The organism is Patescibacteria group bacterium (assembly GCA_041675205.1).
Lineage (GTDB): Bacteria > Patescibacteriota > Patescibacteriia > GWA2-46-9 > GWA2-46-9 > JBAYUF01.
This window is the reverse complement of sequence record JBAYUF010000001.1, coordinates 51,445-64,397: the sequence shown is the minus strand read 5'-3', so window position 1 is coordinate 64,397 and position 12,953 is coordinate 51,445. Positions and strand designations below refer to the sequence as shown.

The window sequence follows — 12,953 nt, the reverse complement described above, 5'->3', positions numbered from 1 at the left end:
TTTAAACAACTTTCCAACCATTTTTAAAACGAACTATGCGACCTGGTATAGTAAATCCGGCAGCCTTTCGATGACCGCCACCACCAAGGGCCTGTGCTAATTTACCCACATTAACATCGTCTCTGGTTGTACGCAGGCTGCCACGAATCTCGTTATTCGGTAGCTGCTTTAAAATAAGTGCGGCTTTCACGTCACTAAGACCATTCAAAAAATTAGCGAGCCCTTCGGTAGACTCTTCATCAATAGCGTACTTTTCAAAGTCGTCATCAAGAATTACCGTGCTCGCTATGCCAAGACGTTCATGCTTTGTCAGCCGTGAGAGAATTTCTCCCCACAGCTTCAAAGCATTCACCGGTTTTGAATTGTAGAGCGCGCGAATGACTAATCGTGATTCGGCACCAGTTGCGTAACAGTGCGCCGCCACTTCCAATGCGCGGATAGTGGTGCCGCCATTCGAAAAATTACCGGTGTCAGCAACGATTCCAGCCAATATTGCCGTGGCCATATCACGATCAATAATCCACCCACCAAGTTTAATGAGGTCGTAGGCTAAAACCGCAGCGGCAGACGCGCCAGCATCAACGAGATTGATGGTGCCAAACGCAGCCGCGACTTGGTGGTGATCGATATTGATTAGTGGAACCCCCCGTGCAACACATGCGCGTACTTCCTCGGCCACACCCGTTCTTTCTAAAGCGCCGGCATCAGCAACGACTATCGCATCAGTTGCCGCCAAGACACTCTGCGACAACGTCGTCGAAATAGGGAATGCAGCGTCTAACAGAAAAGCTAAATTGGCCGGGATAGGTTCACCACAGTAGAGCGTAACGTGGGCACCCTGCTGGGCAACTGCCCGGGCCACCGCCATACTGGTGCCGAGCGCATCCGCATCGACATCCCGCAAAAGAATGATAAGCGGATTACGCGAGGCGCGAAGGGTATCGGCCGCTTCTCGAAAAGCATTAAAGGTCATGGCTTCTCTGCGACATCTTCAAGTGGAGGAAGCTCAGCCGCTACTTGATTTAGTAACGTCTCCATTGCATTCGCTCGCACGAAGACGTCGTCAATATGAAAATGAATTCGTGGAATTACTTTCATGGTCAAATCATGAAAGAGTCGTTTCGCAAATGGTCGCTGAAAATGCCGTAGTACCGCCAACGCACTTCCTCGCCGCTGATCCGGTAAAATGCTCACAAAAACGAGTGCATGCGCTAAGTCCGGCGTGGTTTCCACCCGTGTAATAGTGCACAATGCCCCATCTAATTCGTCGGGTTGCTCAAGGAGGTAGCGACCAATAAGTGTTGCTAACTCTGCACTTACTTGCTCAGTCCGACGAGTCATAACAACTTTATAAGCGGCTAGGCAATAGCACGCCGCTCTTCAACTTCAGTGTAAAACCGCAACGCATCTTGTTCGACAAATTTTGGCACACTACCGGTTAATTCTGCGCCACACTCTGTAACACTGGCCGCTTCTCGAATTTCTTCCTTACCCGCTTGCAGGCGGCTCACCGTACCGCGCCCAACAATTTCACCACCACGAACAAGTTCAAAAAGCGCGCCAGCGGTAACAAGACCTGCGGTGATACGCATACCAACAACCTGCCGTTTCGGCTCTTGGCGGAAAATCTTTAAAATCATGCCCAGACCAACATCGCTACGAACAATCTCAGGTTTTAACTTGCCCGAAAGCTGCTCTTTAATGTCACGAATGAGGTCATAAATTACTTCATAGGTTTTGACCGCAACACCCTGTTCGTCAGCGGCATCGCGAGCCTCACGAGTTGCCTGAACACGAAAACCTGCCACCAGCGTTTCTGAGGTAGCGGCCGCGCGAGCAATATCCCCCTCAGTAATGTGACCCAACCCGCGACCAATCACCTGAACCCGAGCCTGACTCGTGCTCATTTTTTCAATCGCCTCAACAATGGCCTCCAGCGAGCCCAAAACGTCAGCCTTAAGAAGCACTGGCAGAAGAATGGTTGGTGTTTCTTGATTTTCTGAGCGCATGGCTGGCAAGGCATCCATGATTTGACGCTGCCGTTTTACCTTTTTCGCTGTACGATATTCCGTGTCGCTATCAGCAACCTCTAAAACATCCCCCACCTCAGGAGCCTCTTTCAGCCCAAGAATTCGCACAGGAGTTGATGGTCCTGCCGACTCAATGGTGACGCCTAGGTGAGACTTTAATAGTCGAGCCTTACCAATTAACGTGTCACCGTGCACAAGTACGTCATCGCGACGTAAGGTGCCATTCTGCACGAGTAGTGTGGCAATTGGCCCCTCACTGGTATCAACCCGAGCTTCAATAACTGAGCCCAAAGCGCGACCATCAGGGTTCGCCACAATCCGCTCGGCATTCACATCGGCAACAAGGAGCACCATCTCAAGCAATTTATCAATATGCTCACCACTTTTTGCTGAGATTGGTACACAAATAGTACTACCGCCCCAATCTTCTGGCAGCAAACTAATCGAAGCCAAATCCTGTTTCACCCGTTCAATGTTGGCCTCCGGCTTATCTATTTTATTTATAGCCACGATAAACGGTAGATTGGCACCACGAATCATGGCGAGCGCTTCGTGGGTTTGTGGTTTCAAACTATCATCGGCCGCTACAACAAGTACGGCAATGTCGGCCACCTTGGCGCCACGAGAACGCATGGTTCGAAACGCTTCGTGGCCCGGGGTATCAATGAAGGTCAGCAACTTACCATTATGCTCTACTTGGTAGGCTCCAATGTGTTGCGTAATTCCACCACTTTCACTCTTGGCAACGCTGGTGTTTCGTATGGTATCGAGCAGTGTTGTTTTGCCGTGATCAACGTGCCCCATGACAACAACCACCGGCGGGCGAGGCTGCGTTTCGATATTCAAAAGCGCCTCTTTTAGCATTTCAGCGGCACCAACCGTACCCTCGCCTGAGCCACTCTCACCTTTTGCTTTTACCGTGAAACCGAGATCTTCTGCGACCACTGCCGCGGTAGAGAAATCAAGCCGATCATTCAATGATGAAAGTATGCCGTTCTTCAAAAGTTCAGTCATGAGTAACGGCACACTAATACCAAGCATCTGCGCCAATTCGCGAACCGTTACCTCGGCTGGTAACTCCACGCCAGTGCTGGCGGCGGCCACTGCCGTCTGTAGTTCTTGCTGCTTACGATTCTCTTTGTCGCGCTGCTCCATTTCCCGTTTTGCCTGTGCGTAGGAGCGCAAAATTTTTGTGGCAACACGATCGTCAACTTTAATTGCTTTCCGCCCAATATCAAAACCGAGCCTGGGTAAATTTTCCCGAAGCTCGTTAGGAGAGACCTTGAGGCGGCGAGCCAGCTCTGATAAGTTCATAGGGTCTTCAATATACGAGAAATTACCCTTTTCGTCAACAATGACTACCATGACCTCAAACAATCAACCGAGTGGATTCTTGCTGGTCGATAAGCCGGTCGGGCCGACGTCGCATGATGTTGTCGCCACGGTACGACGCCTGCTCCGCCCATATGGGAAAAAAATAAAGGTTGGTCACGCTGGCACGCTTGATCCCTATGCGAGTGGTCTCCTCATCCTCGGTATTGGTTCGTCAACAAAAGCACTCGGACAACTTTTGGGACTTACTAAATCTTACGAAACAACTATCCGGCTTGGGGCAACTACAGCCACCGACGACGCCGAGGCGACGCCAATACCAACGGCTGGGTTTACCCCACCAAAGGAAGAAACCGTCCGTAAAGCGCTCGAAAAATTTATCGGCACCACCATGCAGCTTCCGCCGCCATTTTCTGCTAAGAAAATTAACGGGGTCGCAAGTTACATTCACGCACGCCAAGGTAAACCAGTGACACTTCGACCCGTGCCGGTTACGATTACTGCCTTGGCACTTATTACCTACAGCAATAACGACGTAAAAATCAGTCTGACGTGCTCATCTGGAACATACGTACGAGCAGTAGGGCGCGATCTGGGGGTAGCGCTTGGCACGGGTGGCTACATTATAGAGCTTCGTCGTACAGAAATTGGACCTTTTTCAGTGAAAAATGCGGTTACTGTGACTGAACTGACGGAGCGAACCATTCTGGAACGATTACTCCCAACAACAGCCGTTCAAAACGAACGAGGGACGTTAGATAAGAAAAAGTGTTGACGTTCCAAAGGAAACTGCTATGCTAGCGCTACTTATTGAATCTTACTTCCCAACAAACACATGCCTCGAAAACCGAATGCAATGAAGGCGTTGCGACAAACGAAGAAGCGCACCGCACAAAATAAGATTGTTCGAGAGACCCTAAAGCGTACGTTGAAAAATGCACGCAAAGCGGCGAGCACAAAAAGTGCCGAGGCAGAAAGTCTGCTGAAAGCAACTGTTCAAATGCTTGATAAATCAGTGAAGAAAAAGGTGCTCAAAAAAAATGCGGCAGCGAGAACAAAATCTCGCCTTATGAAACTTTGGCAAAAGACGTCATAGCGAACTGCAGCAATCCTGTCTTTGCGTCAACTGTCCCCTGCTTAATAGAAACGTCTACCTCGGCTAATGCCGCGTAGGCGTTTCTAATTTCCAGCATTCCTGACCGTCGAGCGACGGGAAGAAGTTTTTGTATTACATACGGATGCACACCACGTAATGCCGACCCAGAGGCATCAAGCTGCAAGAGAAGCACGGTACGTAACTGCTGCTCGAGCAGGCTTACGATGTTCTCTGCGGCGGCGCCATCGGCGAGGAGCCGATTGAGGAGCGAGCTTGCGGTATCGGTTTCTCCTCGGATGACGGCGTCAATCATTGCAAAAATTTTGTCTTCGCCCGTAGGCGTAAAGAGAATTGCAACAACGTCTTCCGTAATCGGCGCGTTGACTGGTACATAGGCATGCAATTTTTCTATTTCATTCAGCAACCGCCAATTGTCACCACCACTACCGGTAACAAGTTGCGCCACAGCACCAGGGGTAATTGCTCGTCCTCGTTCTTTGCAGGCTGCCACGACCCACGCAGCAATCTGCCGACTATCTAGCACTGGGAACGCCTGGCACAGCGCATTCGCTTTCAACCAATTGAGGAGTGGCCCGGCCTGTTTTATTTCAGTTTCAAAAAAAACAATGACATTGCTGTCATTCGCTTGCTGTAATCGCTCCAAAAACGCAGCAACCGCACTATGAACGGCTACTTCTTTCACGAGCAGGAGGTCCGACACAATGACGAGTTGCCGACGGGCGAGAAGCGGCGCAGCCCCAAAGTTTTCTTGGACACTGCGAACAGTAATACCCTCACCAGCAATACGGGTGACGGCGCCATTCGGAACATCATGTATAAATTTCGCCTTTATCTCTGACACCTTACGGCGGGCTCGCAATGTATCAGGACCGCTAATGAGAAACACCATAAATTACTGCGCCTCTAGCGACCCCCAGGAATGTCCGGCGGCCACGTTAACAACCACCGGCACACTGAGCTTGGCCGCAGCAATCATTTCATCATGAAGAAACGCTCCAACGGCTCCAACACTTGCAATAGGTGCTTCAATAATTAATTCGTCGTGCACTTGGAGTACCAGACGCGCTGCCGGGGAAATACTGGGTAGCCCTTTCCACACGGCAATCATAGCCAGTTTCATCATGTCAGCTGCGGTCCCTTGAATAGGCATATTGACCGCTATTCGTTCACCGGCCTGCCGCACCATGACGGCACCCGAAGACAATTCAGGTACGTATCGCCGACGACCGTACAGTGTTTCAACAAACCCTTGCTTCTTGGCTGTCACCAGTAACTCGTCTAGGTAGGTTCGTAATCCTGCGAAGGTTGTGAAGTAGCGATCAATGAACTCCCGAGCTGCGGCGGGCGACAACCCTGTTCGGGCTGCCAACCCCCACGCCCCCATACCATACAGCACGCCAAAATTCACCTCTTTCGCTGTGGCACGAATTTCTTTCGTTACCTCAGCTTCCGATATGCCATGGATACGTGCCGCTGTTGCCTGGTGAATATCCTTTCCGTCCTGAAAAATAGCAAGCATGACTGGATCTTTAGACAATGACGCTGCAATACGTAATTCAATTTGGGAATAGTCAGCCGAAATAAGTATATTTCCTGGCTCAGCAACAAACGCTGAACGCACCTGTGCCCCCAAGGGACTCCGCACAGGAATATTTTGTAAATTCGGATTTAAAGAAGACAATCGACCAGTAGCAGCGACTACTTGACTGAACGTCGTGTGCAACCGGCCACTCTTAGGAGACACCATTTTAGGTAAGGCGGTGATATACGTAGACTGCAACTTCGTAAGCTCGCGATAATCTAGTAGCGCTGCAATAACTTCGTGCGTCCCTTTTAATTTTTCTAACTCTGGCGCCGCAGTTGAGTAACCAGACTTCGTTCGACCAATGCCAGCCGTTGGCAGTTTAAGAGTTTCAAACAAGACTGTTGCAAGTTGACGCGGAGAATCAATATTAAACGTTGTTTTCGTTAGTGCGAATATTTCTTTTTCTCGTTTTCCTATCTGCGCAGCTACTCTATCTTCTAATGCTTTTAAGACTGCCACATCAATTTTAACGCCTGCTTGCTCCATAGAAACTAACACCGGAACGAGTGGCACTTCGATGGTATCAAACAAAGCCTGTAAATTATGCGCTTTCAACTTTGGCAAAAATTGCTCCTGAAGACGCCAGGTATAGTCAGCGTCTTCACACGCATTTATTGAGAGCTCGGCCAGTGAAACTTCTGGCACAACGGACGCTTTGCTCTTCTTGGCTATAGCTGCTCGACTTCGACGATGACCAAATTCAGTAAAACTCAGAGCACTGAGGTCGTAGGCACGTACGCCTGGATTAATAAGGTATGCCGCCAGCATGGTATCGCCAGCCAAGCCCGCCAACGTTACCCCCGCCCGCTCTAAAACTTTATACTGATCCTTCACATTATGACCCCACTTTGCAAGTGCAGAATTTGTTAACAGTGGTGCCAATGCATCGAGCCGATGAGCCGCATCGTGGAGCACCACATATGCCGCCAGACCAGGCCCCCAGGAAAAACTTATGCCAAGCAAAATTGAGTCATCCTCATCACCACTAGTAACTGTGGCAATGGCTAAACAAGACTCCTGGCAGAGTACTGCTACTAACGTTTGCAACGATTGGTCATCGGTTATTGTTTTATACTGGACAGGGATAGTGGCTTTGCTGTCGCGCGCTGCCGCCATCACAACTGCATCATTCACTCCTGGTAATTTGGCGATGAGGGAAGAAAATTGTAACTCTTGAAAGAGCGCCACAACAGTTGCTGTATCAGGCGCTTCTACAACAAGCTCGTCAAGTGAAAAAGAAACTGGTACATCACAACGAATAATTGAGAGTTTACGAGTCATTAAAGCGTCAGCCTTATGCTCGACTAAACGTTCAATCAATTTTGGTTTTAGTGGCGCATCATGCTCACCACGTTCTAGTGCATCATATAAACCTTCCAAGGTTTGAAACTTCTGAATAAGTAACGTGGCTGTTTTTTCACCAACACCCTTCACCCCTGGCAAATTGTCCGACGGGTCTCCCTTTAATCCCCGATAATCAATAAGCTGACTGGGCGCTAATCCGTAGCGCCTCTGAACTGTTGGCACGTCATAGAGGATTGTATCGCTCAAACCATGACGCAGTGTGTAAACACGCACCTGCTCGTCAACGAGCTGCAGTTCGTCCATATCTCCCGTTACAATGATACTCGCTAACCCTGCTCGCTTTGCCGTCGTTACCACAGTACCAATCACGTCATCTGCCTCAAAACCGACTGCGTCAAGTACCGTAACTCGCATCGCCGCTAACACCTGTTTCAAAATTGGCAATTGGTCATACAGCTCATCCGGCTGCTTTTCGCGAGTTGCTTTATAGGCCTCGTAGGCCTCGTGTCGAAAAGTTGGTTCAGGCCGATCAAATGCCACAACCAGATGACTTGGTTTTAACTCCCGTATGACTTTCAAATAGACGAGGAGGAAGCCGTAAACGGCGTTCACAAGGCGACCGTCGGTAGTCATGAGTGGCGGCAAAGCGTGCCACGCCCGATGTAAGAGCGCGTTACCGTCAAAAATAACTAGACTACGCGGCTTCTCAAATGACATACCTATTTTGTTGGAATTATTAGCTGGAGGCGCCGGGGGGAATCGAACCCCCGCATCGCGGTTTTGCAGACCGCAGTGTTACCACTTCACCACGGCGCCGTGGTGTCACTTCCTCGGTGTAGGGCAGTACAGTAACTGCCAATTATCGGAACAAACCGGACTATTGTAAGCCCCAAAACTATACGTCATTAGTATCACATCGGCAATTCTAATGGCTATGTTATACTCTTGCATATCTATGCAAATTCTCATTCTCGCTGGCGGAAAAGGGACTCGTCTATGGCCACTCTCTAGAAAAAAGAGTCCTAAGCAGCTACAACGAATTTTATCAGACCAGAGCCTCCTACAGGCAACAGCGGAGCGAGCTGAACTTTTTACTTCTGCTGCGAATATATTTGTAGTTGTTTCTAATGAGTTTCAGCTTACTGAAGTGCGCGAGCAACTCCCACGGCTGCGGCCAGAACACATTTTTCAAGAACCCGAAGGACGGGGGACCGCAGCTGCAATAAGCTTCGGTGTGGCTTCTATGGTTCGTGGTGGCGTACCTGCGAACGAATCAGTTTTGGTTCTCTCCGCCGACCATTTGATTAGTAACCCAGAAATCTTGGCAGAAAAAATTCTCGTTGGCCTTGATTTTCTTGCTACGTATCCTGACTATCTTCTCACCCTAGGCATTGTTCCCACCTATCCAGAAACAGGCTACGGCTACATTGAAGTTGGTGCTGAACTAGCGCCTGGCGTGCTATCTGTTCGACGATTCCACGAAAAGCCTGACAAAGATGCAGCAATTGGCTACGTAACTGCGGGAAACGCACTTTGGAATAGCGGCATGTTTCTCTGGCATGCTGAAACTATTTTAGAAAGAATCGCTGCTTGTAATCCAGACTTAGGTGCTATTATCGCCGCAACACTCCAAGGTACAGTAACCGCTCAAACGTATGCTGCGGCGGCGGTTGAGTCTATTGATAAAGCAGTGCTCGAGCGCGACATAAAGCTCGCCGTTCTTCCCACACCAATTACCTGGACTGACATCGGGCACTGGCAGGCGGTTCGCGATTGGCAACGAACAGCTACTGAATCGAACACCATCGAAGGCCGCCACATTGGCGTTAATACAACACGCAGTCTTGTTATCAATCGATCGAATCGTCTGGTAACAACTGTTGGTGTTGATAATCTCATCATCATCGACACTGGTGACGCCTTGCTGATTTGCGATGCTAATGCGACTCAAGATGTTCGTGCCCTCGTTGCAGCCATTGAAACAACTGAAGGAGAAGAACTAACCTAGTTCCTAGCGACTATCGCGAATGGCCCCTGAGATAATCTCAAGGAAACCTCGTGGCTTCGGGGTAAGCGCAATCGGGCGAGCAATCGGCGAGGTAAATTCGAGACTAATAACCTCCGATTCATAAGACTCATAATCTGGATGCTCAATACGTAGTTGATACGTCCCTGGTGGCGGCAAAAACTGATAGGCACCGGTTTCATCAGTTTTGACTGGATTCTTTTGATCAAACAGTGGGCCGGGCCACAAAACAAAACCTGATTGATCTTCACGTTCAACTCGAAGTGAAACGACGGCCCCACGAATACGTTCTTGTTGACCGCGATCGGTTATGGCATAGAGATACCCTGAACTCTCGGTTTCAATTTCACGAGCAATGGTCCGCTCTGTGCCATCAGCATACGCCAGATGCGTCAGTAGTTGATAACTACCAATAAGCGGGGGGACACTCGCATAGGCGGCATAAATACCCGTTTCTGTACGGCGGTATGGAAACGTTGCGACCGACAAAGCCAGGGCCTCAACGGGGGCTATGACCGCTGCTTGGGCAGCGGGAATACGTAAGAATAGATTGCTTGGTACATCCTCTACGTCTGTACTCCCCTGCGCTGCGGTCAAAATAAGTTCACCGGTAATCTCCGTAACTGGCTTCGACGGACGAACAAATAATTTAAAACTATACCCAGCCGGAAGTCGCAAAGCCGTATCTTCTGCTGCCAATAACGTCACGTTTCCAAAATTTGATTTTGCCACGACACTGTCAACGGGAAGCGCTGACGGCACCTCGGTTGGTCGAGGACGAACCAGGGCAACCAACGGCGAAGCTGAGTCCGGCCCGGATCCGATAATTGACTCCCGACTTGGCGGACGAATAGCTACCCGCACATCACCCACAAAGGTACGGGCAATATTCGGAACGTCGGTAGTGAAAAAGGTACCCGTTCGAGTGATTGCTTCCGTGCCCGCAGTCAGATAAGAAGCAATGATGGTTTGGAATTGTTCCGTATCAATTACGACATCCGGTAGGGTGACGGCGGCGGCCAAAGCTTGCGCGGCTGTCTGATATTCTCCAATTGTCGTTCTCGTATCAGTAACGATGCTACGCGTACTAACGGCAAAGGCATCTGCCAAGGCAACGGCATCAAGTCGCAGCTGTGCCACGGTCTGCCGCACGGCAGGTACTGGTGACAATGCTCGTGCCAAAAGAATCAGCCGTTCACGAGCAGTATCGCCAGCTCGCAATGCGGCACTGATAACAGCCAAGAAATCTTGGGTTCCTTGCTCAAATGCCTGACGAAGGTACGGTGCGGGAGAGAGTGAACGCACCGTCGTCTGCGCAACAGACAGCGCCACCGGTACTTGCACTACCGCTCGAGAACCGACCATACGAGCAACAGTACTAGCAACGAGCACATCTTCACGAATAGTGCGCATTACCATCACAATAAGGGGGTCAGCACTAGTTTCTTCAGGGGGGAGACGCTTACTGACGGCGACAATGAGCTGCCGCACCTCACGACCGAACGTTGGCAGTCCCTGGACGAAGACCCCTCGGAATGCGCGGAGCTGCGCGATAGAACGTATAGTCTCGGCGCGAGCGAAGAAAAAAAGTCGGGCAAGATATGGTGGTTGAGTGCTCTTGAAGAAGGATATATTCGCTGTCGACTCGGCAAAGGTACGGAAAGCACTACTGAATGCCCGTGGCGCGTCGCGTGTAACCAAGCGAACTCCAATACGGAATTCACCAGCCACCAGTGCCACTCGAGCGCGGACCGATGCAGCAACAGAACGAGCTAATGCAACAACCGGCGCCAAGGTTGGTCTTGTTACCCGTGACGCCAAGGAACGAACATCGCTACCTAGCTGAGCGACTGCGGCCGGAGCTTCGACATTAAGAAAATCACGTACCGCCTTAATAGCCCCAGTAACTACCTTACTACCGTCGACAATATTTTCAGGCAATCCTTCTATACGCGGCAGGGTTGGCAGTCCAGGCAGCTCCACTGGAACACGAGGCGGAATGATGACACCAGGGGGTACTTCTGTTGGCGGTTCAGGCGTAACTACCGTTGGTACTTCCGGTTCATCATCAAGGAGCGCTACCACAAAGGTAAGAGAAACACTATCGCTCATTGCACCATTCTGCGCTCGTGCCATGAAACGCACCAGCTGTGTACCATTTTTTAGATTCGCTAAAGTGAAACGGAAAATACCGTTACTTCCTGCAACAGTAAAGGTTTCCACATTTCCATACCGAAGCGTTACTCGTGCCCCGGGCTTTGTTCGTCCAGTAATAGTGAGCGTATCGGTGGTAATCGTTGCGCCGTTCGCAGGCGATACAATTTCTATGATTGGTTTTTCGGCATCCACTGGCGGAGTATACGGGGGCACGACTACTGCAATGGAAGCGCTCGTATTCGTTTCTATGCCGTCACCATTCCGAGCTCGAACCCGAAACTGATACGTACCGCTCGGTAAACTTGCAAAGGCGAATGTCTCAGCCTTTACCCAGCCCGAAGCAATGCCGTGCGTCTCATCTTCAAACAGTAACCCTGAACGGCCGCTACTCATATTACTGAACCCACCACTGTACCCTTCTGAAGAGGCTCGTAGGTAGAGGACGCCGTCAGTAAGGATACTTTCGAGCGCCACTGGTCTTTCTATTGCCGTATACACTGGAGCATAGACGTCTGAGGGGGCGGATACCCCAGCCACATTGGTAGCATACGCTCGCCGACCTGCCGCCACGACGTTTGCCGCTAAACTAGTTTCATCAAGATACGTACTGTCTTCTGTTACCCACGGTGGTGTCGTGGCACGGATGTTGGCGTCACTGTCTCGAATTTGAAAACCAGTTTCGTTATTTGCTCTATCAAAAAAATACCAACGAATAGTTTCCGTATCCAACGCTTCACCAAATTGTGCGCGGGGTGCAGCTGGAAGCGCCGCATCACCTACTGTTGACGGAATAATACCGCCTCCACCACCGGTCGGAGTCGAAGGCGGTGGAGTCGTCGTTGCGGTGGGCGTGGCACTTACCTCAGACGAGGTAAGCAGTACCTCGCCCGTAGCATCCACTGCTCGAACGGTAAAATAGTAGAGCGTACCACCAGTGAGTCCAGTTTTTGTGAACGTAAGCACACTCCCTACGTTCTGATACGTTTCACTACCGGAAATAGTTCCTGTGCCAAGTTCATAGTGGTCTACGGCCACCGTTCCTGAAGCTGCCGTCCATGAGAGCACCACTTCTTCAACTCCAGCCACTGGCGTTACGAGAGGGGCGGTTATAAACGAAGGGAAGTACAAAAAACCAAACCGACCAATCGTAGACGCGGCGGTGCTTTCACCAATAACTGTTTGGCCAAGAACGCTGGTGTACTGGAAACTAGAAGAAGAGGAATATCCACCACCAACACTCACGACAGGATCGCGCAATATAAAACTGGTACTACTGTAATCAATCCCAAGGGCAGCACTTGTAGTACAGACAGTAAACACCGCTGAGAGCAACAGAAACAGCGGCTTACCATACTGCCTGTTCATACTACCTTAGCCCCGGCTGCCGTTCTGGCAAACCGC

The 12,953-nt window shown here is 50.3% G+C and carries 9 protein-coding genes and 1 tRNA gene; 3 read left to right on the top strand and 7 right to left on the bottom strand.

The genetic code is table 11. The features are described 5' to 3' along the window. Window position 1 precedes the first annotated feature (1 nt). The 3 genes from WC052_00295 to infB are packed head-to-tail and all read right to left on the bottom strand — an operon-like array spanning window position 2 to window position 3,344. Entirely contained in the window at window positions 2-973 is a 972-nt protein-coding gene (locus WC052_00295) for a DHH family phosphoesterase (protein ID MFA7286098.1), read from the bottom strand. After that, complete coding sequence (locus WC052_00290; protein MFA7286097.1) at window positions 970-1,341, bottom strand: ribosome-binding factor A; 372 nt, start codon at window positions 1,339-1,341, stop codon at window positions 970-972. The genes WC052_00295 and WC052_00290 overlap by 4 nt, the downstream gene beginning before the upstream one ends. Window positions 1,342-1,358: 17 nt before the next feature. Further along, a complete protein-coding gene (gene infB / locus WC052_00285) occupies window positions 1,359-3,344 on the bottom strand; it encodes a translation initiation factor IF-2 (GenBank protein MFA7286096.1) in 1,986 nt (661 codons plus the stop codon). Between the two features lie 40 nt (window positions 3,345-3,384). Between infB and truB the strand changes: the two genes are divergently transcribed. Both truB and rpsT read left to right on the top strand, forming a co-directional pair. After that, complete coding sequence (gene truB, locus WC052_00280; GenBank protein ID MFA7286095.1) at window positions 3,385-4,137, top strand: tRNA pseudouridine(55) synthase TruB; 753 nt, start codon at window positions 3,385-3,387, stop codon at window positions 4,135-4,137. Between the two features lie 60 nt (window positions 4,138-4,197). Next, complete coding sequence (rpsT, locus tag WC052_00275) at window positions 4,198-4,458, top strand: 30S ribosomal protein S20 (protein ID MFA7286094.1); 261 nt, start codon at window positions 4,198-4,200, stop codon at window positions 4,456-4,458. On the opposite strand, the gene holA is transcribed toward rpsT, so the two are convergent. From holA to WC052_00260, 3 genes are all read right to left on the bottom strand, one after another. After that, window positions 4,430-5,368: a DNA polymerase III subunit delta gene (gene holA / locus WC052_00270; GenBank protein MFA7286093.1), complete on the bottom strand. Its 939-nt coding sequence runs from the start codon at window positions 5,366-5,368 to the stop codon at window positions 4,430-4,432. The two genes, rpsT and holA, sit on opposite strands and share 29 nt — an antisense overlap. Before the next feature lie 3 nt (window positions 5,369-5,371). Further along, complete coding sequence (polA, locus tag WC052_00265) at window positions 5,372-8,086, bottom strand: DNA polymerase I (GenBank protein ID MFA7286092.1); 2,715 nt, start codon at window positions 8,084-8,086, stop codon at window positions 5,372-5,374. A gap of 24 nt (window positions 8,087-8,110) precedes the next feature. Then, a tRNA-Cys gene (locus WC052_00260) sits at window positions 8,111-8,185 on the bottom strand. A 139-nt stretch (window positions 8,186-8,324) separates the two neighbouring features. Between WC052_00260 and WC052_00255 the strand changes: the two genes are divergently transcribed. Beyond that, window positions 8,325-9,377 carry a sugar phosphate nucleotidyltransferase gene (locus WC052_00255; protein ID MFA7286091.1) on the top strand — a complete coding sequence of 351 codons (1,053 nt, stop codon included), beginning with the start codon at window positions 8,325-8,327 and terminating at the stop codon, window positions 9,375-9,377. A 3-nt stretch (window positions 9,378-9,380) separates the two neighbouring features. Here WC052_00255 and WC052_00250 read toward each other — a convergent pair whose 3' ends face one another. After that, window positions 9,381-12,917 carry a fibronectin type III domain-containing protein gene (locus tag WC052_00250; protein ID MFA7286090.1) on the bottom strand — a complete coding sequence of 1,179 codons (3,537 nt, stop codon included), beginning with the start codon at window positions 12,915-12,917 and terminating at the stop codon, window positions 9,381-9,383. Window positions 12,918-12,953 lie beyond the last annotated feature (36 nt).

Bases quoted from the DNA above. Each gene is read 5' to 3' on its own strand.
- infB (MFA7286096.1), bottom strand. From the start codon at position 3,344: ATGAACTTATCAGAGCTGGCTCGCCGCCTCAAGGTCTCTCCTAACGAG.
- polA (MFA7286092.1), bottom strand. From the start codon at position 8,086: ATGTCATTTGAGAAGCCGCGTAGTCTAGTTATTTTTGACGGTAACGCG.
- truB (MFA7286095.1), top strand. From the start codon at position 3,385: ATGACTACCATGACCTCAAACAATCAACCGAGTGGATTCTTGCTGGTC.
- holA (MFA7286093.1), bottom strand. From the start codon at position 5,368: ATGGTGTTTCTCATTAGCGGTCCTGATACATTGCGAGCCCGCCGTAAG.
- WC052_00250 (MFA7286090.1), bottom strand. From the start codon at position 12,917: ATGAACAGGCAGTATGGTAAGCCGCTGTTTCTGTTGCTCTCAGCGGTG.
- WC052_00295 (MFA7286098.1), bottom strand. From the start codon at position 973: ATGACCTTTAATGCTTTTCGAGAAGCGGCCGATACCCTTCGCGCCTCG.
- WC052_00255 (MFA7286091.1), top strand. From the start codon at position 8,325: ATGCAAATTCTCATTCTCGCTGGCGGAAAAGGGACTCGTCTATGGCCA.
- WC052_00290 (MFA7286097.1), bottom strand. From the start codon at position 1,341: ATGACTCGTCGGACTGAGCAAGTAAGTGCAGAGTTAGCAACACTTATT.
- rpsT (MFA7286094.1), top strand. From the start codon at position 4,198: ATGCCTCGAAAACCGAATGCAATGAAGGCGTTGCGACAAACGAAGAAG.